At 62.2% G+C, this 25,074-nt stretch carries 26 protein-coding genes; 9 read left to right on the top strand and 17 right to left on the bottom strand.

Features of this window, described 5'->3' with window-relative positions; genetic code table 11:
* The 10 genes from ASD64_RS16775 to ASD64_RS16730 form a co-directional block, all read right to left on the bottom strand.
* Positions 1 to 582: biotin/lipoyl-containing protein (locus ASD64_RS16775; protein WP_156460194.1), on the bottom strand; the 582-nt coding region annotated here is incomplete at its 3' end.
* Between the two features lie 18 nt (positions 583 to 600).
* On the bottom strand, positions 601 to 1,977 hold the full coding sequence (locus ASD64_RS16770; protein WP_056107111.1) for a pyruvate dehydrogenase complex E1 component subunit beta: 1,377 nt from the start codon (positions 1,975 to 1,977) through the stop codon (positions 601 to 603).
* Positions 1,978 to 1,989: 12 nt separating this feature from the next.
* Positions 1,990 to 3,030, bottom strand: coding sequence for a pyruvate dehydrogenase (acetyl-transferring) E1 component subunit alpha (gene pdhA, locus ASD64_RS16765; RefSeq protein ID WP_056107108.1), 1,041 nt, complete (start codon positions 3,028 to 3,030; stop codon positions 1,990 to 1,992).
* 169 nt (positions 3,031 to 3,199) lie between these two features.
* Complete coding sequence (locus ASD64_RS16760) at positions 3,200 to 3,523, bottom strand: FtsB family cell division protein (protein ID WP_056107105.1); 324 nt, start codon at positions 3,521 to 3,523, stop codon at positions 3,200 to 3,202.
* 134 nt (positions 3,524 to 3,657) lie between these two features.
* Positions 3,658 to 4,932 carry a phosphopyruvate hydratase gene (eno, locus tag ASD64_RS16755; protein ID WP_056107100.1) on the bottom strand — a complete coding sequence of 425 codons (1,275 nt, stop codon included), beginning with the start codon at positions 4,930 to 4,932 and terminating at the stop codon, positions 3,658 to 3,660.
* Between the two features lie 467 nt (positions 4,933 to 5,399).
* Positions 5,400 to 5,603 (bottom strand): dodecin family protein, encoded by a 204-nt coding sequence (locus tag ASD64_RS16745; protein ID WP_056107089.1) that lies wholly within the window; start codon positions 5,601 to 5,603, stop codon positions 5,400 to 5,402.
* A 73-nt stretch (positions 5,604 to 5,676) separates the two neighbouring features.
* The gene (gene kdsA, locus ASD64_RS16740; RefSeq protein WP_056107086.1) at positions 5,677 to 6,516 is read right to left on the bottom strand and encodes a 3-deoxy-8-phosphooctulonate synthase; all 840 of its coding nucleotides are present in this window, start codon (positions 6,514 to 6,516) and stop codon (positions 5,677 to 5,679) included.
* The gene (locus ASD64_RS16735) at positions 6,513 to 7,385 is read right to left on the bottom strand and encodes a VOC family protein (protein WP_056107084.1); all 873 of its coding nucleotides are present in this window, start codon (positions 7,383 to 7,385) and stop codon (positions 6,513 to 6,515) included. The genes kdsA and ASD64_RS16735 overlap by 4 nt, the downstream gene beginning before the upstream one ends.
* 599 nt (positions 7,386 to 7,984) lie before the next feature.
* Positions 7,985 to 8,113: a hypothetical protein gene (locus ASD64_RS21865; protein ID WP_274533366.1), complete on the bottom strand. Its 129-nt coding sequence runs from the start codon at positions 8,111 to 8,113 to the stop codon at positions 7,985 to 7,987.
* A 112-nt stretch (positions 8,114 to 8,225) separates the two neighbouring features.
* Positions 8,226 to 8,405, bottom strand: a complete 180-nt coding sequence (locus ASD64_RS16730; RefSeq protein WP_056107083.1) for a hypothetical protein — start codon at positions 8,403 to 8,405, stop codon at positions 8,226 to 8,228.
* A 404-nt stretch (positions 8,406 to 8,809) separates the two neighbouring features.
* Here ASD64_RS16730 and ASD64_RS16725 point away from each other — a divergent pair, with 404 nt between their 5' ends.
* Complete coding sequence (locus ASD64_RS16725) at positions 8,810 to 9,220, top strand: hypothetical protein (protein ID WP_413813615.1); 411 nt, start codon at positions 8,810 to 8,812, stop codon at positions 9,218 to 9,220.
* A 175-nt stretch (positions 9,221 to 9,395) separates the two neighbouring features.
* Here ASD64_RS16725 and cckA read toward each other — a convergent pair whose 3' ends face one another.
* Entirely contained in the window at positions 9,396 to 12,002 is a 2,607-nt protein-coding gene (gene cckA, locus ASD64_RS16720) for a cell cycle histidine kinase CckA (RefSeq protein ID WP_056107078.1), read from the bottom strand.
* Positions 12,003 to 12,235: 233 nt separating this feature from the next.
* Here cckA and ASD64_RS16715 point away from each other — a divergent pair, with 233 nt between their 5' ends.
* Complete coding sequence (locus ASD64_RS16715) at positions 12,236 to 12,961, top strand: flagellar biosynthetic protein FliO (protein ID WP_244480823.1); 726 nt, start codon at positions 12,236 to 12,238, stop codon at positions 12,959 to 12,961.
* 91 nt (positions 12,962 to 13,052) lie between these two features.
* Here ASD64_RS16715 and dksA read toward each other — a convergent pair whose 3' ends face one another.
* Positions 13,053 to 13,469 (bottom strand): RNA polymerase-binding protein DksA, encoded by a 417-nt coding sequence (gene dksA, locus ASD64_RS16710; RefSeq protein WP_056107068.1) that lies wholly within the window; start codon positions 13,467 to 13,469, stop codon positions 13,053 to 13,055.
* 240 nt (positions 13,470 to 13,709) lie between these two features.
* Here dksA and ASD64_RS16705 point away from each other — a divergent pair, with 240 nt between their 5' ends.
* From ASD64_RS16705 to ASD64_RS16685, 5 genes are all read left to right on the top strand, one after another.
* Positions 13,710 to 14,213, top strand: coding sequence for a SixA phosphatase family protein (locus ASD64_RS16705; protein ID WP_056107065.1), 504 nt, complete (start codon positions 13,710 to 13,712; stop codon positions 14,211 to 14,213).
* A 76-nt stretch (positions 14,214 to 14,289) separates the two neighbouring features.
* Positions 14,290 to 15,765 carry a YcjX family protein gene (locus tag ASD64_RS16700; RefSeq protein WP_056107062.1) on the top strand — a complete coding sequence of 492 codons (1,476 nt, stop codon included), beginning with the start codon at positions 14,290 to 14,292 and terminating at the stop codon, positions 15,763 to 15,765.
* The gene (locus ASD64_RS16695) at positions 15,762 to 16,856 is read left to right on the top strand and encodes a YcjF family protein (protein WP_056107060.1); all 1,095 of its coding nucleotides are present in this window, start codon (positions 15,762 to 15,764) and stop codon (positions 16,854 to 16,856) included. The genes ASD64_RS16700 and ASD64_RS16695 overlap by 4 nt, the downstream gene beginning before the upstream one ends.
* A 117-nt stretch (positions 16,857 to 16,973) precedes the next feature.
* Complete coding sequence (locus tag ASD64_RS16690; protein WP_056107057.1) at positions 16,974 to 18,809, top strand: monovalent cation:proton antiporter-2 (CPA2) family protein; 1,836 nt, start codon at positions 16,974 to 16,976, stop codon at positions 18,807 to 18,809.
* Between the two features lie 24 nt (positions 18,810 to 18,833).
* Positions 18,834 to 19,382: a DUF924 family protein gene (locus ASD64_RS16685; RefSeq protein ID WP_056107055.1), complete on the top strand. Its 549-nt coding sequence runs from the start codon at positions 18,834 to 18,836 to the stop codon at positions 19,380 to 19,382.
* A gap of 21 nt (positions 19,383 to 19,403) precedes the next feature.
* Here the strand turns inward: ASD64_RS16685 and folK are convergent, their stop codons facing one another.
* The 3 genes from folK to folP are packed head-to-tail and all read right to left on the bottom strand — an operon-like array spanning position 19,404 to position 21,110.
* The gene (gene folK, locus ASD64_RS16680; protein WP_056107053.1) at positions 19,404 to 19,916 is read right to left on the bottom strand and encodes a 2-amino-4-hydroxy-6-hydroxymethyldihydropteridine diphosphokinase; all 513 of its coding nucleotides are present in this window, start codon (positions 19,914 to 19,916) and stop codon (positions 19,404 to 19,406) included.
* Positions 19,900 to 20,259 (bottom strand): dihydroneopterin aldolase, encoded by a 360-nt coding sequence (folB, locus tag ASD64_RS16675; RefSeq protein ID WP_056107051.1) that lies wholly within the window; start codon positions 20,257 to 20,259, stop codon positions 19,900 to 19,902. Before folB ends, folK begins: the two co-directional genes overlap by 17 nt.
* Before the next feature lie 2 nt (positions 20,260 to 20,261).
* Positions 20,262 to 21,110, bottom strand: coding sequence for a dihydropteroate synthase (gene folP / locus ASD64_RS16670; RefSeq protein WP_056107049.1), 849 nt, complete (start codon positions 21,108 to 21,110; stop codon positions 20,262 to 20,264).
* 86 nt (positions 21,111 to 21,196) lie between these two features.
* Between folP and ASD64_RS16665 the strand changes: the two genes are divergently transcribed.
* Both ASD64_RS16665 and ASD64_RS16660 read left to right on the top strand, forming a co-directional pair.
* Positions 21,197 to 21,802, top strand: coding sequence for a DUF922 domain-containing Zn-dependent protease (locus ASD64_RS16665; protein ID WP_056107047.1), 606 nt, complete (start codon positions 21,197 to 21,199; stop codon positions 21,800 to 21,802).
* Positions 21,803 to 22,097: 295 nt separating this feature from the next.
* Positions 22,098 to 23,570, top strand: a complete 1,473-nt coding sequence (locus ASD64_RS16660; protein WP_056107046.1) for an MDR family MFS transporter — start codon at positions 22,098 to 22,100, stop codon at positions 23,568 to 23,570.
* 4 nt (positions 23,571 to 23,574) lie between these two features.
* Here the strand turns inward: ASD64_RS16660 and ASD64_RS16655 are convergent, their stop codons facing one another.
* A complete protein-coding gene (locus ASD64_RS16655) occupies positions 23,575 to 24,603 on the bottom strand; it encodes an NAD(P)/FAD-dependent oxidoreductase (protein ID WP_056107186.1) in 1,029 nt (342 codons plus the stop codon).
* A gap of 94 nt (positions 24,604 to 24,697) precedes the next feature.
* Positions 24,698 to 25,018: a 2Fe-2S iron-sulfur cluster-binding protein gene (locus ASD64_RS16650; RefSeq protein WP_056107044.1), complete on the bottom strand. Its 321-nt coding sequence runs from the start codon at positions 25,016 to 25,018 to the stop codon at positions 24,698 to 24,700.
* Between the last annotated feature and the right edge of the window lie 56 nt (positions 25,019 to 25,074).

Below are 25,074 nucleotides of genomic sequence, written 5' to 3'. Positions count from 1 at the left end.
CGACGCGGTGACAGAAGCAGAAGCGGCTTTCGCACCACCATCGGCTATCGCAGCATCAACATCGGCCTTGACCACACGTCCGCGCGGGCCACTGCCGGCCAATGCGGAAATGTCCACGCCGGCATCCTTTGCGATGCGGCGGGCAAGTGGCGAAGCGAAGACACGGCCCTCGGCAGAAGCGGCAGCGCCATTTGGCTCTACCGGCTTTGCAGCCGAAGCGGGTGCGGTTTGAGCAGGCGTGGCAGTGGGGGCAGGTTCAGCTTTGGATGCCTCGGCCTTCGGCGCTTCCGCCTTGGCAGGAGATTCGCCGCCGCCTTTTGCAGCAGCAGCGGCATCCTCGCCATCCGCTGCCAGCACGGCGATCAGCGCATTGACCTTCACGCCCTCGGTGCCGGCAGGAACGACGATCTTGGCAACGGTTCCTTCATCGACGGCTTCGACTTCCATCGTCGCCTTGTCGGTCTCGATTTCGGCAATCACGTCGCCGGGCGAGACCTTGTCGCCTTCCTTAACCAGCCACTTGGCGAGATTGCCCTCTTCCATCGTAGGTGAAAGGGCGGGCATGGTGATGTTGATCGGCATGTTGTCCTCCCGCCCGGCCTATCGATAGGTGACGGCTTTCACCGCCTCGACCACTTCGCCGACATTCGGCAAGGCCAGCTTTTCCAGATTGGCCGCATAAGGCATCGGCACATCCTTGCCGGCGATCGTGATGACCGGCGCGTCGAGGAAGTCGAAGGCCCGCTGCGACACCTGGTTGGCGATGTGGTCGCCCACAGACGATTGCGGAAAACCTTCCTCCACGACGACCAACCGGTTCGTCTTCTTCACCGATGCGATGATGGTATCCAGATCGAGCGGACGAATGGTCCTCAAATCGATGATCTCCGCATCGATACCCATCTTGGCCAATTCCGCCTCGGCCTTGACAGCATAGGTCATGCCGATGCCAAACGAGACGATGGTGACGTCCTTGCCCACCTTGTGGACGCGCGCCTTGCCGATCGGCAGGACGAAATCGTCCAGCTTCGGCACATCGAACGATTGGCCGTAAAGGATTTCGTTCTCGAGGAAGATCACCGGATTGGGATCGCGGATCGCAGCCTTGAGCAGACCCTTGGCGTCTGCCGCAGTGTACGGCATCACCACCTTAAGTCCGGGAATATGGCTGTACCAGGCCGCGTAGCACTGCGAGTGCTGGGCTGCGACGCGCGCGGCAGCCCCGTTCGGGCCACGAAAGACGATCGGCGCGCCCATCTGGCCGCCCGACATATAGAGTGTCTTGGCGGCCGAGTTGACGATCTGGTCGATGGCCTGCATGGCGAAGTTGAAAGTCATGAACTCGACGATCGGCTTCAGCCCGGCAAAGGCGGCGCCGACACCGACGCCGGCGAATCCGTGCTCGGTGATCGGCGTATCGACAACGCGCCGGTCGCCGAATTCCTGCAACAGGCCTTGTGTGATCTTGTAGGCGCCCTGATATTCGGCGACTTCCTCGCCCATGACGAAGACATCCGCGTCACGGCGCATTTCCTCGGCCATCGCGTCACGCAGCGCTTCGCGCACGGTCGTCGAAACCATTTCCGTTCCGGCAGGAATGTCGGGGTCGGCGGCAACTTCTGTTTTGGGCGCCGCGGCAACCGGTTCGGCCGCCGGCTTGGCTGGTGCGACCTCGGCGACAGGCGCATCGGTTTTTGCAGCCGCTGCGGGTGCGGCCATATCGCCCGCACTTTCCCCGTCAGCCAGCAATACGGCGATGGGCGTATTCACCTTGACGCCTTCGGTGCCGGCGGCGACCAGGATCTTGCCGAGGATGCCCTCATCGACCGCCTCGACTTCCATCGTCGCCTTGTCGGTTTCGATCTCGGCGATCACATCACCGGCGACAATCTTGTCGCCCTCGTTCTTCAACCATTTGGACACATTGCCCTCTTCCATCGTTGGCGAGAGGGCAGGCATGAGAATTTCGATCGGCATTTGCCCTCTCCCTTAAAGCACGATGTCGGTCCAGAGTTCGGATGCATCCGGCTCCGGATCGGTCTGGGCGAAGTCTGCGGCATCGGCGACGATGTCGCGGACTTCCTTGTCCGCGGCCTTCAATTCGTCTTCCGTTGCCCACTTCTTGGCAATGAGGCGCGCCTTCACCTGCTCGATCGGATCATGTTCGGAGCGCATCTTTTGCACTTCCTCCTTCGAGCGATACTTGGCGGGATCCGACATGGAGTGGCCGCGGTAGCGATAGGTCTGCATTTCAAGAATGATCGGGCCATTGCCGCCACGGCACCATTCCGTCGCCATGTCGGCAGCGGACTTCACCGCGCGCACATCCATGCCGTCGACCTGCATGCCGGGGATCTTGAATGATGCACCACGATGCGAAAAATCTGTTTCCGCGGAAGAACGCGTCACCGAGGTGCCCATGGCGTAACGGTTATTCTCGATGATGAAGATCACCGGCAGCTTCCATAGCGAGGCCATGTTGAAGCTTTCGTAGACCTGGCCCTGGTTGGAGGCTCCGTCACCGAAATAGGTCAGCGAAACGTTCTTGTTGCCGCGATAGCGGTTGGCGAAGGCAAGGCCCGTACCCAGCGACACTTGTGCACCCACGATGCCGTGGCCGCCATAGAACTGCTTTTCCTTGGAAAACATGTGCATCGAGCCGCCCTTGCCCTTGGAGTACCCTCCCCGGCGTCCGGTCAACTCCGCCATCACCCCGCGCGGCGACATGTCCATGGCCAGCATATGGCCATGATCGCGATAGGCGGTAATCATCTGATCGCCATCGATCAGCGCCATCTTCATACCGGTCACGACGGCTTCCTGGCCGATATAGAGATGGCAGAAGCCGCCGATGAAGCCCATGCCATAAAGCTGGCCGGCCTTTTCCTCGAAACGGCGGATGAGCAGCATGTGGCGGTAGGCGGAAAGCTCCTCATCCTTGGTGAAATCGGATGGCTTTGGAGCGGTCAATGCCGAGGACTTGGAGTCGGCTCTCGATTTGGCAGGTGCTTTTTTGGCAGCAGTGGCCATGCATGTCTCCCTATCGGTGTCTCTTTACGGACATGAAGGGAGTTTTTCCTCCCCAGGTACCAAAAAGCTAGCACGCAACAGGGCAATCCGCCATGCGGAAAAATGCATGGCTGACATGCATCTAAACGGTTATATTCATTGAAATTTCGCTTGATTAACCAAAGTCAGGTTAATCAATTTTTCGGGGCACCATGACGATGATTTCGTCAGGCTGCGACAGGTTGAGGGCCTTGCGGGCAAGCTCGTCCAGCATGTCCTTTTCCAACGAGCCATCGTGCAGCAGCCGCACGCGCTTTTCAAGCTCCGTGCGATCCGACTTGAGAGAGACAAGCTGCGCCTGCAACTGCTCTCTGTGCTGCTGAAGCTTGTCCTTGGAGTTGATGCCGAACTCGCCGTGATAGGCATGGAAGCCGAAATAGGCGACAAAGACTGCGCACAGCACCGGAATGATCAGGCGACCTTTATTTGTCTGCTTGTGCTGGCGCGTCCACATGGATCGAAATCCCTTTCGATCCCTTGTCGCCGATTGTGCTTAATGGACGGTTACGGCGACTGCTTCAACGCGGGTCTCTGCAACGAAAAAGGGCGGGTTACCCCGCCCCTTCGCAAAGTTCGTGCAGCCTTGTCTCAGGCTTTCAGGATCGACGTACCGGCGTAGCGGGCCTGCTTGCCCAGTTCTTCCTCGATACGGATGAGCTGGTTGTACTTGGCCATGCGATCGGAACGGGCCAGCGAACCGGTCTTGATCTGGCCGCAGTTGGTGGCGACGGCGAGGTCGGCAATGGTGGCGTCTTCGGTCTCGCCCGAACGGTGGGACATCACAGCCGAATAGGCGGCCTTATGAGCCGTCTCGACAGCATCGAGTGTTTCCGACAGCGAGCCGATCTGGTTGACCTTGACCAGGATCGAATTGGCAACGCCCATACGGATACCGTCGCGCAGGCGTGCCGAGTTGGTGACGAACAGGTCATCGCCGACCAACTGGACCTTCTTGCCGACAAGATCGGTCAGATACTTCCAGCCCTCCCAATCGTCCTCGGCCATGCCGTCCTCGATCGAGATGATCGGGTAGTCTGCGGCGAGCTTGGCGAGGTATTTGGCCTGCGTCTTGGGATCGCGCGTCTTCTTTTCGCCCTCATAGACATAAGCGCCATCCTTGAAGAATTCCGTCGAGGCGCAGTCGAGGCTGAGCGCGATTTCCTCGCCAGGCTTGAAACCGGCCATCTCGATCGAACTCATGACGAAGTCGAGTGCCGCCTGGGCGCTCTTCAGGTTCGGGGCAAAACCGCCTTCGTCGCCGACATTGGTGTTGTGGCCGGCATCCTTGAGCCGCTTCTTCAGCGTGTGAAACACCTCGGAACCCCAGCGCACGGCCTCGCGGATCGAGGACGCGCCCACCGGCATGATCATGAATTCCTGGAAGTCGATCGGATTGTCGGCATGGGCACCGCCATTGATGATGTTCATCATCGGCACTGGCAAGACATGTGCATGCGCGCCGCCGACATAGCGGTAAAGCGGCAGGTCGGCAGCTTCCGCGGCGGCCTTGGCGACGGCCAGCGAGACACCCAGGATGGCGTTGGCGCCGAGACGGCTCTTGTTGGCAGTGCCGTCCAGTTCGATCATGGTCTGGTCGATATGGATCTGGTCCTCGGCCTCGAGCCCGCCGACTGCCTCGAACAGCTCGCCGTTGACGGCTTCCACAGCCCGCTCGACGCCCTTGCCGAGATAGCGGGACCCACCATCGCGCAGTTCAACCGCTTCATGCGCGCCAGTGGAGGCGCCGGAGGGAACGGCGGCACGGCCCATCGAGCCATCCTCGAGCACGACGTCGACCTCAACGGTCGGATTGCCTCGGCTATCCAGAATTTCGCGGCCCACGATGTCGACAATGGCGGTCATTCGAAATCCCCGTGTTGATCGTTGAAAACGTTGGGGCACGTCTTAGCCAAAGTGAGGCAAAACGCAATCGCTTCCTGCGTCAGATGACGATTCACAAGCGGAAAAATTCGGTCACGATAAGTCATCGGCCGACGGGAAGCCGCACATGGGATTCTGCGATAAGTTCCGATTCGCGCGGGGCGAAACAGAAGGGAGTTTCGCCATGTCCGAGTTAAGCGGTATCGTGAGTTTGTTCCTGATCGCGGCTGCGTTCCTGACCTCATGCACGGGTCAGCAGCCGTCGCAAGATGCCCCTCCCCCGCATGTCGTCTTGCAGATCGCACAATAGGCGATGGGAAGGCCTCGTCGAGGGCCTTCCCATTCCCAGATTTGTCTCTTTGCCTAAACATACTGCCACACCAGCGATGCCGCAGCCAAGTTGCTGCTGGTGAAGTGTAAGCGCGTTGGCAGGCCGGTGGACAAAGCCGTCAGTCGGTCAGGATAAAGGTCACCTTCATGTTGACGCGATAAGCGACGATGGCACCATCCTGGACAAGGACTTTCTGCTCCTGGACCCAGGCCCCTTCGACGTTCTTCAAGGTCTTGGAGGCGCGGGCGATGCCCTTCTCGATGGCGTCCTGAAAACCTTTTTTGGATGAGCTGGTGATTTCGGTTACGCGGGCCACAGACATGTTGAGCTCCCTGTGAAAGACATCATTCGCCTGATGAGGCTACAACCGCCGCTTGTCTGCCACAAGCTTTCGCTCAGGCCTTGGCCACCCGGTCAAATGCCATGAGCCGCTCGATCAACGCCGGCAGGTCCTTCAAGGGCACCATGTTGGGGCCATCGGACGAGGTCGAATTGTCGGGGTCCTGATGCGTTTCGATGAAGACGCCCGCGACGCCCACCGCAACGGCCGCCCGGGCCAGCGTTTCCACGAAACGGCGCTCTCCGCCCGATGTGGCGCCCTGCCCGCCGGGTTGCTGCACCGAATGGGTGGCATCGAAGATCACCGGCGCGCCCATGTCGGCCATGATCGGCAGCGCGCGCATGTCCGACACCAGCGTGTTGTAGCCGAAAGAGGCACCGCGCTCGGTGGCCAGCACGTTGGCATTGCCGGACCCGACGACCTTGGCAATGACGTTCTTCATGTCCCACGGCGCCAGAAACTGGCCCTTCTTCACGTTCACCACCTTGCCGGTACGAGCGGCTGCGACAAGAAGATCGGTCTGGCGGCTGAGGAAGGCCGGAATCTGCAACACGTCGACATGCGGCGCGACGAGCGCGCACTGTTCTTCCGTATGCACGTCGGTGAGGATGGGCAGCGCGAAGGCCTTGCGCAAATCGTCGAAAGCCGGCATCGCCGCATCCAGGCCGGCCCCGCGCGTCGACGTCAGGGAGGTGCGGTTGGCCTTGTCGTAGCTGGATTTATAGACGAGGCCGATACCAAGCTTGCCGGTCATCTCCTTCAGCGCACCGGCCATGTCGAAAGCATGCTGGCGCGATTCGAACTGGCAGGGTCCGGCGATCAGGGAGAGCGGCGCACGATTGTCGAAAACGACGTTGCCGACTTTGACCGATGCATTCGGCACCAGGTTGCTCATGCTTGCTCCTTGAAAATGAAAGCCGCGCCCTGCCCCGGCGCCGGCGCAACAATGATCTGTTCGTCGCCTATGTCGTAGCCGATGCCGCGTTGCGCAAGAACCGTACGCAGATTTCGCAGGCTGGCGACGGAAAACACCACGGCCGCGAAACGCAAATCGGTCGGGTCGGCCGCCGGCAAGCCGAAACGGCGCGCGTAGTCCTGCGGTGTGACGACGCTCAACTTCGCATTCGGCAAAATCAGTTCGCTGGTTTCCGCCAACGGGGCGGGGCTTGCATCCGCAGCAATGCCGAGCAGCCGAAGCTGGGCGGAAGGGTTGCTGCCGATGGCAACCACCTCGACAATTGCAGCGGCACTGTTGTCGTGCGTCTGGAGAGCCGCCCGGTCGACCCTGGGCGCGTCGACCCGCTCGCAGGAAAACTGGAAAGCATCGGACGCTGCCTTGCCCGAGGCAAAAGCAAGGCGGAAGGAGGCCGTATCGCTTTTTCCGGCCGCATCGACAAAGGGTCGGGAAAAATCCAGCCTCGCACCGGCGGAAAAGCCGGCCTCACAATAGCGGCGATGATCGGCATCGGCATTCGAGGTGCCGAAAACGACTGCCGAAAATCCCTCATCTCCAAGGCGTTCGCGATATTTTCGATCCCGCGCCACGAAAACGTTGCCGGCGGCAATAGCCATGTCCGCAGCTCGGGCATCGCCAACCGCAAGCGGCTCCATGAAGGAGCCATCGGCGAAATAGACGCAGCAATTTTCCGTGCCGAAGGGGTGGACGCCGCGCGGCGATACCATGAAACCCAAAGCCAATAGCCGGGCGCGCGCAACGGCGAGATCGGCCGTCGGCAGGACAAGGTGATCGAGTGGATGGGTCATTGCGCGCGGTGTGCCTCATTCCGCAGTTTCGTTCAAGAGTAAGGGTGATGGTTGCACTTCATCATTGCCACGCCGCCTTTTCGGCCCTGGCCATTGTCAAAGAACGGACCTCCGGCCGTTCGGACGCTCGTTTGGTAAGTAATGCGACCTTGCGGCCGCCCGTCCGGTGGCTGTCATCCCGTCGACCGGTCCCAAGACCGTCCGGTGGTTACCCTGCCGCGACGATCAGGCGATATGCGCCTCTTGCACCTGACACGGGTTGCTCTTTCCGATGGAAAGCCCGCCGCAAGACGCCGGCCTGTCGGATGCCCTCAAGGCCATGGGCGCCGAACCCATGAGGAGAGGTCACCGCCGCTCTCCCTGATACCCGGTGCGCACCAGGTTCCCGCAAGAGCGATGGCGGGGAGTATGCAGGGGCTGGCGAGGGATGTGGAAAAGAATACCGGCGGTTTCTGCTTGAAGTGAGCGGGATCAACCGGTTGGCGGAGTGAGGTTGGTTTGATCCACGATCTTTCCTGCGCCGCACGGCTTCACAGCAGCTAAAACCCCCTCATCCGACCGTTGGCGTACTGCCGCAATGTCACGGCATGGCACTGTGTTTAGACGAAGGCTTTTTGATCACGGATCATGGCGTTGAGGGATACGAGGAGCTTTCTGGCGACGGCGACGATGGCGAGTTTCCTGGAGCCGGACCTTGCAGCGATCATCTGGAAGGCGGCGCGGTTCACGGTGCCGGCTCGGGCCGCGACCCGAGGTGCTTATTTAGAGACGACGTCGAGCGCTCCGGATGGGAGCGCCGGAAACATCGGCCAACTACCGTCAACACATCCCGATCGACGCCTATGCGGCGGCTTGCACGACCTCGTTATAGGCATCAAGGTCGACATAGAACACCCTGATGATTTCCTTGATCAGGTCATCATCGTCGTAGCCTTGCGATTTCAGAATGTTGATCGCCGTCATGATATCGAAACGGTCGGTCAGCCGCCGTTTCTGATAGTCCTCCACGAACCGTTCCATCGGTTGTCCCCTGCCCGATTGCCCAACTCGTTGAACAACACCCTGACTCTTTGGACCGATGCTAGAAACACTTGCTTGCGCGGAACTTGCCGGTGCCGAGGGTCCTGCCCCTGGGGCACCTCTCTCCTGCCGATCTGCCCCACTCAGACGAGCCGGCCGACTCACAGTGGCCGTGCAAAAGGATAGCATGCAACCCAGGGTCAGGACCTGTTAATTTGGCTCGAATGGTCGGAGCGGATTTGTGCGGATACGCGAAGCAATGCCGCCACCCCGAACGCCATTCCAGTCAATTAACAGGCCCTGACCCTAGCGCGCGCCACGGTTGCGAAGCGTGGATGCCGAGAAAAGTGGCTGGCATCCTGCGGCCACGCTGCTATCAGGAAACATCAAGTGCGGACGGAATGATGAAACGCTTGAGATTGCTTGCCGCCAGCCTTGCGATGCTGACCGTCGCTCCAACCGGCGCATTTGCCGGTATCGCGGACGGCAAACTGCCGGACGGCGCCTATCATTGCGAAGCCTACCTGCTTGGCCTGTTCCTCAACCTCGGCGACATCACGATCCGGAGCAATGTCTATAGCGGCCCCGCTTATGGCGGCATGCAGCGGCAGGGCTACAATTACCAGATGAACCAGAATGGCGAGATCGCCTGGCTCGGCCCGCTGGGCGGATTCACTGCGGGCGGAAACAGCGTTTCGCTGACCCAGGTGACGGCTGACGGCCCGAAGGATGCCTCCTTCGACATCGTCATGCGTCAGCCGGACGGCGCCTTCACCGCCTCGACCTGTACGATCAAGGCAAGTCAGCAGGGTTAAGCCGATCAGGCCTATCTATTTGTTTGGGCATCGGATTTTTCGAAACCGGATTTCACTTTTCGGCCCGATGCTCGACTGCATGTCGCCCGAAAGTGAGAACCGGTTTCGGGATAACGACATGCATAAAAATAATCACTTAGAGCGCGCCAGCGAATCTGAAAGATCGCGACGCGCTCTAGCTTTCGAGCACATCCTTGACCACGGTCGCCAATTGCTTGAGCGAGAAGGGCTTAGGCAGGAAGCCGAACTGGGCCTCGGCAGGCAGGTTCTTGGCAAACGCATCCTCGGCGTAGCCGGACACGAAGATGAACTTGATGTCGGGCTGGCGCTTGCGCAATTCGCCGAGCAAGGTCGGACCGTCCATTTCAGGCATGACCACGTCGGAAACGACGATGTCGACCTTGCCGGCCAACGTTTCGAACAGTTCCAGGGCCTCGACCCCGGACGATGCCTCATGGACCGTATAGCCGCGCGAGGTGAGCGCGCGCATGCCGCCCATGCGCACCGCATCCTCGTCTTCGACCAACAGCACGGTGGCCGAACCCGACAGGTCCTTGGCGCTGTCTGGAACCCTGGCGACGGCGGCGTGCGGTTCGGCCGCGTCTGCCCTGGCGGCGCTGTCGCCCGCCGCAGCTTGCGGCGCCGCAACGGCTTCCGCCACGTAACGGGGCAGGAAGATGAGGAATGTCGTGCCCTTGCCGATTTCCGATTCGCAGAAGATGAAGCCGCCGGTCTGCTTGATGATGCCGTAGACCATGGACAGGCCAAGGCCGGTGCCCTTGCCCACTTCCTTGGTGGTGAAGAACGGTTCGAATATCTTCTTTTGCACCTCGGGCGTGATGCCGCTGCCCGAATCCTCGACCTCGACCAGCACATAGTCGCCTGCGACAAGTTCGCGGTAGGCGTAAGTCTTCGACACGTCCGCCGGCACGTTGCGCGTGCGCACCGTGAGATCGCCGCCCGACGGCATGGCATCGCGGGCATTGACCGTCAGATTGACCACCACCTGTTCGAACTGGCCGATGTCCACCTTGACCGGCCACAGATCGCGGCCGTGCTCGATCTTGAGCTTGATGTCGTTGCCGACGAGGCGGGCGAGCAGCATCCTGAGATCGGCCAGCACATCGGTCAAAGTCAGCACTTCGGGCCGCAGCGTCTGCTTGCGCGAGAACGCCAGCAATTGCCGCACGAGCGAGGCGGCGCGGTTGGCATTCTGCTTGATGTTCATGATGTCCGGGAAGGACGGATCGGACGGCCGGTGGTTGGTGAGCAACAGGTCCGAGGCCATGATGATGGCGGTCAGAACGTTGTTGAAGTCGTGCGCGATGCCGCCGGCGAGCTGGCCGACCGCCTGCATCTTCTGGCTCTGCGCCATCTGGCCTTCGAGCGCCTTCTGCTCGGTGGTGTCGACGGCATAGACGATCGCCGCCTCTTCCGCGCCGTCGTCGCCGGTGCCGTCGGCCACGGCATTGACGTAGAAGCGGATGTGCCGCTCCTCGTTGTCGGGCAGTACGGTGTCGATCGGCTCGATATCCGCCTGCCGCTGGCGCGCCCTTTCGAGCGCTGCGGCAAAGGCAGCGCGGTCGCGCTCATGGATGACGGTATCCAGCCTGACGCGGCGGTCGAGCGCGTCGCGGTCGACGACTGAAGAGAACAGCGACAGGAACGGCGCATTGGTGCGCAGGATGCGCCCGCTCTGGTCGACACCGGCAATCGCCATCGGGGTCGAATTGAAGAACCGGGTGAAGCGGACCTCCGAAGCCCTTAGATCGGCGGATGAATCCTCGCCCTGCGTGCGGTTGAGCACGATCGTGCGCGTCGGGCCGGCATGGCCGTCGCGGCTGGCCGAGACGCGGTGCATGAAGCGCACCGGCAGGGCTTGCCCGGTCATCGTCGTCAAGTCGAGGTCGATGACGGCATTGCGCGTGGTGCCGGGATCGGCCCTGACCGAGCGGACCAGCGCCATGCCGTCGCCCGCAACGATATCCGGCAGCGCCAGCGCGCCGGGCGTGAAGCAGGTCAGATCAATGCCCAGCCATTCCGCCAGCGTGGCGTTGATATAGGTGACACGACCGTCCTGATCGGCCGAAAAGAAGCCGGCCGGCGCGTGATCGAGATGGTCGATGGCCTTTTGAAGATCGAGAAAGAAGCGTTCCTGCTCGGCCCGTTCCTTCGATATGTCGGCCAGTTGCCAGCCATGCACCGGCTGGCGCTGGCCCGGCACGTTGAAGGAGCGCGCGCTGACGCGGTACCAGTGCGCGCCGGGTTCGACGCCGGGGCGTATCGATTGGCCAAGACGAAACTCGCCGCTGCCACGCTGGCCATCGCGCAGGCCCGAAGCCAGGCGCAAAATGACCGACGACGCCTCCGGCACGTCGGAAAGCAGCCCCTCGACCGTCTTGATGTCGGCGGCGGCGGCGGCACCCGTCATTTCGGCATAGGCCCGGTTGGCGTAGATGATGCGCTTCTTCGTGTCCGTCACGATCAGGCCTTGCGACATCGAATCGACAAAAGCCTTGGAAAGCTCGTCGCCCGTCGAGCGCGGCGCGACCTGGATGAAACCGATGGCCGTCGCGAACAGGAAGCCGACGCCGATCATTGCCAGCACGCCGAGCATGCCAAGCAGGAAGGGATCGCCGAAGCGTTCGCGAAACAAGCCGAAGACGATTGCCGCGCCGATCAAAACCAGAATGAAGATGATCAGCCGCGTCACCGTGCCAGGGCGCGTGTTCTGGTCCACGATAGGCACCGGATAGAAATCTCCGCGCGCGTCCTTGGCCATTTGCCCCCTGCTTATGATTCCCTGCCCGACACCGACCGGGACCGGTTGAATCACATTCTCCCTGCCCCGGAAAGGCCTTACAGCCACTTGTCAGCGAAAAATGGCGCGGTTTCGCGGCATGATGCACGCTTCGCGTATTTTGCGGTATCCGCGAGGCGGAATGGTAACTTGCAGGGGCGCGTCGCCACGGTCTAGTGTCGCGGCGTTTTCAACGGCAGTGCATGGGGGTGCCGGTGCTTGATTCTCTCGGTGATGTAGCGGGGTCCGGTTACGGCGCGGCAATCCTGTGGACGCTTGCGGCACTGGTTCTTCTTCTGATCGTGCTGATCATCGTCAAGATGGTTCGCAACCTGACCTTCGGGACCTTCGTCGCCGGAGGCCGCAACCGCAAGACACGGCTGGCGGTCATGGATGCAACCGCCGTCGACAGCCACCGGCGGCTCGTCCTGATACGGCGCGACGACATCGAGCATCTGCTTCTGATCGGCGGGCCGACCGACGTCGTCGTCGAGCGCGACATCAGGCTCGCAGCCCCCCGACGCCCCAATCTGACGACAGATGGCGGACCGGCGCAACCGGGAGTGGCGGCAGGCCGCAGTCCGTCGGCTGCGCACGCTCCCCAACACCCGGCACAGCCGGCGAGGCAAGTTCCGCATTCTCAACCCGCGGCCCTGCCGCCGCGTACACCCACGGTGGCAACGCCGCGACCCGCGGCACCCGCCGAGCGAGCCACGCCGGCAATCGCCCCAACCGCGCCAAAGCCCGCCATTGCGCCGCACAGCGACACGCGCAAATTGCCGCTGGCCGGAAGCGACCTGATCGACGATTCGCTGGCGGGCGAACTCGCCGTTTCGCTTGGCGAGACGCATGCAAGCACGGCGGCGCAAAAAGCCGGACATGCATCATTGGACGACGAAATGACCAAACTTCTGGGCGAGCTTTCCAGCGCCAAAAGATAAGCCGACAGCGAAATGGCCGCAAACGCGGCCATTTCAAAGGTTCTTGTCCAAACAAGCGGGAGGGCGAAAGCCGGCTCCCACTGGAATTGCGCTAGTCGTCGCGATAGACCTTTTCGCGGCGCTCATGCCTTTCCTGGGCTTCGATCGACAAGGTTGCGATCGGACGCGCATCGAGCCGCTTCAAGGCAATCGGCTCGCCGGTTTCCTCACAATAGCCGTAGGTTCCCTCGTCGAGACGCTGAAGCGCGGAATCGATCTTCGAGATCAGCTTGCGCTGCCGGTCGCGGGCACGAAGTTCGATGGCGCGATCGGTTTCGGAAGATGCCCGGTCAGCGAGATCGGGATGGTTGGCGTTTTCTTGTTGAAGGATTTCCAAGGTTTCGCGCGCTTCACGCAGGATGTCGTTTTTCCAAGTGACAAGCTTGTGCCGGAAGTATGATTTCTGCCGCTCATTCATGAACGGCTCGTCTTCCGATGGTATATAATCGGCAGTAACGATTTGGTTCATTCGACTCACCCGACAGCCCCAAATTTGGGGCCTATATATTCGCCGATTCCCAGCCGCACAAGTCCCCACCTCGGCTCACTCACGCAATCGTCAGTAGTAACCGCCATCGACAATTCGACGCGCATTCGATCCTCTGGAAACACAATCAAGCTTTGGTCGTAGGCCGCAACGACCGCACTGCATTGCTAAACCTCCTGCCGATGGCTAATTCTTCGCCATCAAGGCACAGCAGGAGCGCCGGTGGCCAAACTGTATCTTTTAAGGCACGCAAAGGCTGGTTGGGCGCTGCCTGGTGTCCGTGATTTCGACCGCCCCCTCGAAGCCTCCGGGATGGAAGATGCAAGCGCGACCGGCACCGCAATGCGGGCCTGCGGCTTCATTCCCGACCTGACGCTTTGCTCCAATGCCCGCCGCGCCAAGGAAACGCTGGAGGGGCTAGCCGCCCATGCCGACACCGGCCGCGTGGTTTTCCTGGATACGCTCTACACCGAAGATGCCGCCGGCTATCTCGACATCATCCGCGAACACGGCAAACACGGTTCGGTTCTGGTGATCGGCCACAACCCGATGATGGAAGACCTGGCTGCGGCGGTTTCGGGCAACGGCGAGGAAAGCGCGCGGGATATCCTGAACTACGGCTTTCCGACGTCGGGGCTCGCCGTCGTGCGCTTCGAGGGAAGTCTTGCCAAGGCCGCAACCGGCGCGGGCTATCTCGAAGCGTTCCTGACGCCCTCCGATCTGTGACGAAGGTGGCGGGCGGCCATTACAACCGGGGATTTGAACCCTATATCTGGTAGCCGACAGCCTCCAGGAAACACGATTGGCATCTTCGCTGACGACATTCACCGACGAAGCGCGCATTGCTCTCGACACCTTGTCAGGCCGCGCGGCGGGGCTTTTTTCGCCTTCGCTCAGACTGGGCGTGACCGGGCTTTCGCGCGCCGGCAAGACCGTGTTCATCTCGGCATTCGTCCATAACCTGCTGCACGGCGGGCGCCTGCCCCTGTTCGAAGCGCAGAAAACCGGCCGGATAGCCCGCGCGTTTCTCGAAGAACAGCCTGACGACGCGGTTCCGAGGTTCCAGTACGAGGACCATATCGCAGCGCTGGTCAACGAGCGCATATGGCCGGATTCGACGCGTGCCATCTCTGAACTCAGGTTGACCATCGAGTATGAATCCGCCTCCGGCTGGAGCCGATTGTTCTCGGCCGGAAAATTGTCGGTCGATATCGTCGATTACCCCGGCGAATGGCTGCTCGACCTGCCGCTGCTTGGCAAATCCTTCGACGATTTCTCGCGCGAAGCCTTCGAGATGGCGCTGTTGCCGATCAGGCAGGACCTGTCCGCCGAGTGGCGTGGCTTGTGCGAAAGCACGAACCCGGACGCCGATGCGGATGACCCGACCGCAAGACGGCTGGCGGAGGCGTTTGCCGCCTATCTGAAAGCCTGCAAGCTGGACGAGCGCGCGCTTTCCACGCTGCCGCCCGGACGTTTCCTCATGCCGGGTGACCTCGAAGGGTCGCCTGCCCTGACCTTTGCGCCACTGCCCGGTCTCCCTGGCAAGCGCCCGCGCCCCGGCTCGCTGCATGCGATGATGGAAAGACGCTTCGAGGCCTACAAGACCCATGTCATCAAGCCGTTCTTTCGCGAGCATATCGCCCGGCTCGACCGCCAGATCGTGCTGATCGACGCCATGCAGGCGCTGAACGCCGGTCCGGGCGCGATGATCGACCTGGAACGGGCAGTAACCGAAATCCTGGCCTGCTTTCGCCCCGGCCGCAGCAATTTCATCACAGACCTGGTGTCGAAACGTATCGACCGCATCCTGATCGCCGCCACCAAGGCCGACCATCTGCATCATGAAAGTCACGACCGCCTGCAGGCCATCGTGCGGCGGCTGGCCGAGCGCGCCATCGCGAGGGCCAATTTCACCGGGGCGGATGTCGATGTGGTGGCGATGGCGGCTGTGCGCGCCACCCGCGAAGGCACCGTCAAGCAGGGCCGCGACACCTTGCCGGTGATCCTAGGCACGCCGCTGGTGGGCGAAGCCATCGACGGCCAGTTGTTCGACGGCGAGACGGAAACCGCCATATTTCCCGGCGACTTGCCGGAAAGAGCCGGATCGGTGTTCGAAACCGGCAACGGCCACCGGCAGGACAATTCCGACCCTTCCGTTCGCTTCGTGCGCTTCCGCCCGCCGAAACTGGAACAGACCGCCGAGGGCATTACCTTGTCCTTGCCTCACATCAGGCTCGACCGCGCCCTGCAGTTCCTGATCGGAGACCATCTGGCATGACACGCAAGCCTTCGGCCTTCCCCATAAATGCGGATGAAGAGGTGCGGGCTGAGGCCATGCCGGCCGGCAGCCGAACCCGGACGGATGAACCGCGCCAGCGCAAGCCGCGTGCGGCCAGCGTCGACCTGGTAGCCGTTGCCGTGCCGGCTGAAATCGACGTTTTCGACGAACCCGACCTCGTCGCCGCAGAGCCGCCGCCGGCAGCGGCCCCACGCAAGCGCTCGCTGCTTGGCCGCATCCTTGTCGGCGCCGTCGGCGTACTTGTTTCGCTTGCCATGGGCTTGTGGATCGACGGGCTGATCCGCGACCTGTTCGCCCGCACGCCCTGGCTGGGCTGGGTGGCGGCGGCGGCGGCGGCAATTGCGGTCATCGCCCTGCTGGTGATCCTTGGCCGCGAATTCCTCGCCATCAGCCGCCTTGCGGAAGTGGAAAAGCTGCAACGGCGCGGGCTCGACGCCATTGCGCGCGACGATCCGAAAGCGGCGCGCGCGGTTGTCGAGGAACTGTCGGCGTTTGTCGCCTCCAAGCCGGAAACGGCAGCTGGCCGCCGCGCGCTCGCCGGTCTCAGCGGCGATATCATCGACGGCGGCAATCTGGTGCGGCTGGCCGAGGTTGAAATTCTGAGCCTGCTGGATGCGCGCGCCAAGGTGATGATCCTCGATGCGGCCAAACGCGTGTCGCTGGTGACGGCGGTCAGCCCGCGCGCGCTGGTCGACATCGCCTATGTGGTGTTCGAAGCCGGGCGCCTGATCCGGCGCCTGTCGGAACTCTATGGCGGCAGGCCCGGAACGCTGGGCTTCTTCCGGCTGGCGCGCGGCGTTCTGGCTCATCTTGCCATTACCGGCTCGATCGCCCTCGGCGACAGCTTCGTCCAGCAGATCGTCGGCCATGGCCTTGCCGCGCGGCTTTCGGCCAAGCTCGGCGAAGGTGTGGTCAACGGCATGATGACGGCACGCATCGGCATCGCCGCCATGGAGACCGCCCGCCCCTTGCCCTTCAGCGCGCTCAAGCGCCCCGGCATGGGCGATTTCCTGTCGGCCCTGACATCGTTCGCCAGCAGGAAGGACGGCGGCAAAGATACGAACGGATAACGGCAGCGGGAAAGACCTGTCGAAGGGTTTTCGAATTATTGTTGTTCGATCGCCCGCCAAGCTTTTATCTTCGCCACTCCAGCGCATTCACAGCCCCAAATCGAGCGGGACCCTCCAATGGCAGCAGAAGCATCCGGCAGCGAGCTTTTCTACGTGGTGGCGCTTCTGGCAGCGGGCGTTATCGCGGTGCCGATCTTCAAGCGGATCGGCCTTGGCTCCATCCTTGGCTATCTGACCGCCGGCCTCGTCATCGGCCCGTTCGGCCTCGGCGTTTTCTCCGAGTCCGAGGCGATCCTGCACATAGCCGAACTTGGCGTGGTGATGTTCCTGTTCATCATCGGCCTGGAAATGCAGCCGTCGCGCTTATGGGGCTTGCGGCGCGAGATCTTCGGCCTGGGCGCGCTTCAGGTCGGCGTCTGCGCCATGCTTTTGACCGGTGTCGGCTGGCTGGGTGGCTTTCCGGTCGCGCAGGCCTTCGTTGCCGGGGCCGGCTTCGTCCTGACATCGACCGCCATCGTCATGCAGCTTCTGGAAGAGCGCGGCGAGATCGCGCTCCCCAAGGGGCAGCGCATGGTGTCGATCCTGCTGCTGGAGGACCTGGCCATCGTGCCGCTGCTGGCGCTGGTGGCCTTCCTGGCGCCCAGCGGCGCCGAAACGACGCTGGCCGGGCGGCTGAGCGAGATCGCCATCGGCGTCGGCGCCATCGTCGCGCTGATCCTTGCCGGCCGCTACCTGCTCAACCCGTTGTTTCGCATCCTTGCCGACGCGCACGCCCGCGAAGTGATGACCGCCGCAGCCCTGCTCGTCGTTTTGGGATCGGCACTGGTGATGCAGTCGAGCGGCCTGTCGATGGCCATGGGAGCTTTCCTGGCCGGCGTGCTTTTGTCTGAATCGACCTTCCGCCATCAACTCGAAGCCGACATAGAACCGTTCCGCGGCGTGCTGCTCGGCCTGTTCTTCCTTGCTGTCGGCATGGCCCTCGACCTGCGTGTGGTGGCCCAGAACTGGCAGTTGGTGGCCGTGTACGTCGTGGCCTACATGGCCGCAAAGGCAATCGGCATCTATGCGGTCGCACGCTTCCTCAAGACGAGCCACCGGGAAGCGCTGGAACGCGCCGTGGTGATGGCGCAAGGCGGCGAATTCGCCTTTGTGCTCTATTCGTCCGCTGCCGCCGTCGGCATCATCGATGCCGAGGCCAACGCCACCCTGACCGCGATCATCATCATCTCCATGGTGCTGACGCCGCTGGCCATCATCTGCCTGAAATACCTGATCCCGCGTGACGAACAATCGCTGGAAGGGGTCGATGTCGCAGACGGCCTGACCGGATCGGTGCTGATCATCGGCTTCGGCCGCTTCGGCCAGATTGCCAGCCAGCCGCTGCTTTTGCGCGGCGTCGACGTGTCGATCATCGACAACGATGTCGAGATGATCCAGGCGGCGGCCGATTTCGGCTTCAAGGTCTATTACGGCGACGGCACAAGGCTGGATATCCTGCACGCAGCCGGCCTCGGTCACGCGCGCGCCGTGCTGATCTGCGTCGACAAGGCCGAAACAGCCATCCGCATCACCGAACTGGTCAAGGCGGAATTTCCGCTGGTGACGGTGATGGCCCGCGCCTACGATCGCGGCACCGCCCTGCAACTGATCCATGCAGGCGTCGAATACCAGATCCGCGAGACATTCGAATCGGCGCTGGTGTTCGGCGGATCAACGCTGGAAGCTCTGGGCACCGATCCCGAAGTGGTCGCCGAAGTGGTCGAGGACGTGCGCCGCCGCGATGCGGCCCGGCTGGAGTTGCAGATTACCGGCGATATTCGCGACGGCCGCAACTTCATGAAAGGCAATATCGCAACGCCCGTACCGGCACCCGTGGCGCAGCCGCGACGCCCCGGCCAGGCGCTCAACGAGGAAACCGCCGGCGTGCTTGGCAAGCAGGCCCCGGCCGACTAACCTGTCCGCCATTCAGGAGACGAGATGAACCAGATCGACGAACGCGCGCTTTCCGTCACCAAATTCTGGCGCGAAGCCGGGCCGGACGCCTGGTTCACCAAGGATGCAGGCTTCGATGCGAAATTCCGCAGCGATTTTCTCGACCTGCATTATGCAGCAGCCCGGCGCGAACTGGACGGCTGGGTCGACGATGTCGAGGGCGCGCTGGCGCTGATGATCCTGCTCGACCAATTTCCGCGCAACTGCTTTCGCGGCACCGGCCATATGTTCGCCACCGATCCGCTTGCCCGTCACTATGCGGCAAGAGCCATTGCTCTGGGGCACGATCTGGGGGTGGATGCCGAAATCCGGGTGTTCTTCTACCTGCCCTTCGAGCATTCGGAAGACCTCGCCGACCAGAAAAAGTCCGTCGAACTGCACAAGGCCTATGCCGAGGCCTATCTTTCATATGCCGTCGATCATCTCGAAATCATCGAGCGTTTCGGCCGTTTTCCGCACCGCAATCCGCAACTCGGACGCCAGACGACGCCGGACGAGAAAGCGTTTCTGGACGGCGGCGGCTTCGCCGGCTGAACGAACGAAATAGCGGCGGCGTCAGGAGCGCCACCAGTCACGGCCGGACGGCAGGCGTTCGATGCCGGCCGCGTCCACGCCGGCCAGCCGGTCGGACACGCGCTTTGCGTCAACCGAAAGCTGCGGCGCGATCTCGGCCAGCGGTGCCAGCACGAAGGCCCGCTCCAGCATACGCGGATGCGGCACTTCAAGCCCGGTTTCGTGGATGACGCGATCCCCGAAGACGAGAATGTCCAGATCGATGACCCGTGGCCCCCAGCGCTCCTCGCGCACGCGTTTGAGCTTGCGCTCGGTTTCCAGGCAAAGGTCGAGAAGATCGTGCGGCGACAGCGAGGTCGATAGTTCGGCTGCCGCATTGAGGAAATCCGGCTGGTCGAGCTTGCCCCATGGCGGCGTCCGATAAAGCGAGGATACCGCCACGACCTCGACGCCCGGAGCAGCAGCCAACAGCCGCAGTGCCGACGCCATGGACTTCTTCGGATCGCCGAGATTGCCCCCCAGGCTGATGAAGACCGTGCTATTGCGGCCAGACAACGGTCACCTCGACATGATCGATAACGCCGCGCACCGGCGCATTCGGCTTGCGCACGGTGATCTCGGCGCGCCTGATCTGGGGGAAGCGATGTGAAATCGCCTTGGCCACATCGAGCGCCAGCGTCTCGATCAGGAACCGTCGGTCGCCGGTGATGATCTGTTCGATCAGTTGAAACGCGACGCCATAATCCACGGTCGCGTGGATGGAATCGGCCTCGAGCGGTTGATTGGGGTCGACCTCCAGCACGGCATCGACATAGAAGCGCTGACCGAGCGCCTCCTCCTCGTCCAGCACGCCATGCCGGGCAAAGAAGGCACAGTTCTTCATGCGAATGACATACATTTTCAGTGCCTAGCCATTTGAGAATCGCGCGCCAACATAGCATCGGCCATGGCCAGCGCATCCACGTTGATTGCGACATCGTGGACGCGAAAAAGCTGCGCGCCCTTCAGCCGCAAGATGACGCTTGTCGCCGCCGTGCCTGCCGCTCTGTCCGGGGCTTCACGGCCAGTGATCGTGCCGATGAAGCGCTTGCGCGACGTTCCAGCCATCAGCGGGAAGCCCAGCGCATGCAATTCCTCGAAGCGCACCATGATGTCCACATTGGCTTCCGCCGTTTCCTTGGCGAAGCCGAAACCGGGATCGAGCACGATATGGTCGTCGTCGATGCCGGCATGGCGGGCGATCTCCAGCGATTTCTTGAGAAAGACGAACTGGTCCTCGATCGGATCGTCGAGCTTCTGGCGATCGCGCCCGGTATGCATGATGACGAGCCCTGCCCCGGTTTCCGCCGCAACCCGGGCTATGCCCGGTTCGCGTTGCAGGCCCCACACGTCATTGACGATATGGGCACCGGCAGCAACCGCCAGCCGCGCGGTTTCCTCCCGGTAGGTATCGATGGAAACCAGCGCCTTGCCCCACTCGACCAACGCCTCGATGACCGGCAGCGCCCGCGCCTGTTCTTCTTTGGCGCTTATGGGAGCAGCCTTCGGCCCGGTCGATTCGCCACCGACATCGACAATGGCCGCCCCTTCTTCGACCATGCGGTGGGCTTGCCGGATCGCGTTCTGCGTCGTATCGAACCGGCCGCCGTCGGAAAAACTGTTCGGCGTCACATTGAGGATGCCCATCACGACGGCCCTGGCGCCGAGATCAAGGTGACGCCCATGCGCCAACTGCCATCGTCTCATCATCGTTGCCGTTCAACCGTTACCAGCCGAGTTTGATTTCCGTTGCGCTTTATAGGCCCGTAAAGCAAGGTGAATGTAGAGAGAATGCTGTGAAAAAAACTTTCCTCTCATTTATACTTCTTGCCCTGGGGGCATGTCCAGCCAGCGCCGCCACCGTTGCCAAGAGCTACAGTTACTTCACCGTCCGGGGCACGACCTACGATCAGATCCAGGACGATCTGACCACGCACGGCCCCCATGTGGGCGGCACCGGCACAAGGCATCCGGGCGCGACGCGCATGGCGTTCACCACCAAGATCGGCTACGCGCAGGAGCGCTCCGCTTGCCGGATCGCATCGGCGGTAACGACAGTCAAGGTCGAGGTGATCCTGCCGAAATGGCGGCCGCGCAGGAAGGCCGAACCGGATGTGCGCCTGTTCTGGAACACGCTGTTTTCCGACATCAAGCGGCATGAGGAACATCACGTCGATATCGCCAAGGCCCATGCGCGCGAACTTGAAACCAAGCTGAAGGCGGTCGGCCGGCAGAAGACCTGCCAGATGGCACAAGCCAAGGCCAAGGACATCACCGACGCCGTCCTTGCCAGGCACGACAAGGCGCAAATGCATTTCGACCGGGTCGAAACGATCAATTTCGAAAGCCGTATCCTGAGATTGCTGCGCTACCGCATCGAGCAATCGCAGGCGGGGCGCTGACCCCGGAACCGTCCGCTCCCGAAAGCCCTTTGCGCAATACCCGGCGGTCAAATACCGGTATGGCGCGCATCCTTCGCTCGACACTTCACGCGCCGTTTGCTATTGCACGCGCCGCTGTTTCGAGAAACGCGAGCCGGTTGGTAGTCCGGCGATCCCGACCTTGAGGATCCGAAGCCCGCCTGATGGCGAGGTCCACAGCCAACTCAACGACGGCTCCGGCCGGATGATGCTGCTTGCGGCATGAAACACGCCGCGCCGCTACGCCGGGGCTGGCGCAATCGAATTGAGTGGGTCAATGGACGAGCCGAGCAGTCAAAACGTCTTCCATGAACCGGCGCTTACCGAGCGCGAAAAGAACGTCATCATTGCCGGCGTTCTCTTGTCGATGCTTTTGGCGGCACTCGACCAGACGATCGTTGCGCCGGCCATGCCGACGATGGCTGCCGCCCTCGGCAACGCCGAATACCTGCCATGGATCGTTACCGGTTATCTTTTGACCGCGACCGCCATGGCCCCTCTCTACGGCAAGATCTCGGACATCTACGGACGCAGGCCGGTCATCTTCGCCGCCATACTCATCTTCCTCGCCGGATCGGTGATCAGCGCGATGGCACCCAACATGCTGGTGCTGGTCGCTGGCCGGGCCGTGCAAGGGCTTGGCGGCGGCGGTCTGTTCGCATTGACGCAGACCGTCATCGGCGACCTCGTGCCACCGCTGGAGCGGGCGCGCTATTCCGCCTGGATTTCCGGCACATGGGCGGTTGCCAGCATCGCCGGACCGCTTCTCGGCGGCTTGTTTGCCGAGCACCTGCACTGGTCGCTGATCTTCTGGATCAACATTCCACTCGGCTTGCTGGCGATGGCGATCATCAGCAACCCGCTGAAGAAGCTTCCGGTTGCCATCCGCCGTCACAGCATCGACGGCTGGGGCGCGCTGCTCCTCGTCGCGGCGACATCGCTGCTGCTGCTGGCGATGAACTGGGGCGGCAGCCGTTACGCATGGGCCTCGCCCGAGATTGCCGGCCTCATTGCCGTATCGGCGGTGTTCTGGGGTCTTTTTGCGTTGCGGCTCTACCGGGCGGACGAGCCGCTGATTTCCCTTGAGGTGCTGAGCAACAGGATCGTGTTGACCGGCACGATCTCGATGTTCCTGTTGCAGGCCGGAAATATCGGGCTGGCGGTCTATCTGCCGGTCTACCTGCAATCGGCGCTCGACCTCTCCCCCGCCGATGCCGGCATGGCCATGCTTGGCCTGCTTCTCGGAACGGTCGCCGGCGCTTCGCTCAGCGGGCGTCTCATCCCCCGCTTCGCCCACTACAAGCGTATCGCGCTGCTGGGCGTCATATTCAGCGTCGTTTGCCTCGGGCTTATGGGTCTGGTGGCCGACCGCACCTCGTTGGTGGTGGTCGAATTCTTGACCGCATGCATCGGCTTCGGCACCGGCACGGTCTTTCCGGTTTCGACCGTTTCGGTGCAGAACGCGGTGGACCGCGCGCATCTCGGCGTCGCCACCGGCGTGCTCACTTTCCTGCGTTCCCTGGGTGGCGCGCTGGGCGTCGCGGCACTTGGAGCGGTGGCGCTGGGCTACGGCCTTCCGCTGGCCGGAGAAGGCGTCCATGCCGCGCATACCGGCACCGACGCGTCGTTTGCGGCAATCTTCTTCGCGACAGCGGTGATGATGATCCTGGCGTTCGTCATTCTGTCGCTGATGCCTGAAAAACCATTGCGCGGTTACGACCGGGAAGCGGCGCCGGCGGTCGTGGAATAGCCAATCATTCCACGACGCCCAGCTTCTTTTGCAGGTTGGTCGACGACGTCGTGTACTGGAAGACGATGCGTTCGCCGGGACTGACGATGCGCTTGGCGGCCTGCGCCATCAGGGCCGCTTCGTGAAAGCCCGACAGAATCAGCTTGAGCTTGCCGGGATACGAGTTGATGTCGCCGATGGCAAAAATGCCCGGCACCGAGGTCTCGAATTTCTCCGTATCGACCGGGATGAGGTTCTCATTGAGGTTGAGGCCCCATTCGGCGATCGGCCCGAGCTTCATCGTCAGGCCGAAGAACGGCAGCATGCGGGTGCAGGGTACCTCGACATCGCCATCGGCGCCCTTGATCGTGGCCGAGGCGAGTCGCCCCTCCTTGCCGGCCAGAGCCGTCACCTGCCCGACCTGGAAATCGAGCTGCTTCATCTCCTGCATGGCGTACATCTTGTTGACGCTGTCGGGCGCGGCACGGAATTCGGGGCGGCGGTGTACCAAAGTGACACTGTTGGCGATCGGCTGCAGATTGAGCGTCCAATCGAGAGCCGAATCGCCGCCGCCGACGATGACCAGATCGTGGCCGCGAAATTCCTCCATGCGCCGCACGGAGTAAAAGACGCTCTTGCCTTCATAAGGTTCGATGCCGGGAATGGGCGGCCGCTTGGGCTGGAAGGAGCCGCCGCCGGCGGCAATGACCACGACCTTGGCCTCCAGCACCTCGCCTTCATCCGTGGTCAGACGGAAGGAGCCGTCATCCAGCCTTTCGAGGCTGGAAACCATGCGGTTGAAGGTGAATTGCGGCTTGAAGGGAGCGGCCTGCTCCATCAGCTTGTCGACAAGGCCTTGCGCCGAAATCCTGGGCCAACCCGGAATGTCGTAGATCGGCTTTTCCGGGTAGAGTTCGGCGCACTGCCCTCCCGGCCGGTCGAGAATGTCGATCAGGTGGCATTTCAGGTCGAGCAGGCCAAGTTCGAACACGGCAAACAGGCCAACCGGCCCTGCCCCCACGATGACGACATCCGTTCTGGTGATAGTGGCCATGGCAAGCGCCCCGATCTGCAAGATCGGGCAACAGTGCATTACCGGCAGCCAACTGCCAAGCGCCAGCCGGCCAAAGGCTCAGCCGGTGATTGGGTCAGCCCTGCCGCTCGGGAACGCTGACGACGAGACCGTCGAACTCGTCGCGCACCTTGATCTGGCAGGAGAGCCGCGAGGTCGGCCTGACGTCGAAGGCGAAGTCCAGCATGTCTTCTTCCATCGCCGCCGGTTCGCCGACCGCATCCGTCCAGGCGTCATCGACGTAAACGTGGCAGGTGGCGCAGGCGCAGGCGCCGCCGCACTCGGCTTCGATGCCGGGCACGGCGTTGCGGATGGCATTTTCCATGACGGTCGAGCCATTTTCGGCATCGACATCGAAACGGGTGCCGTCAAAGGCGATGAAAGTCAGCTTGGTCATTGTCACTTTGCAACCTAGGGGGAACCCCGCCGAGATAATCACTCTGCCCAGCAAGT

Source organism: Mesorhizobium sp. Root157 (assembly GCF_001427385.1).
Lineage (GTDB): Bacteria > Pseudomonadota > Alphaproteobacteria > Rhizobiales > Rhizobiaceae > Mesorhizobium.
Note: the sequence above shows the minus strand (reverse complement) of the source record. Positions and strands in the feature narration are given on the sequence as shown.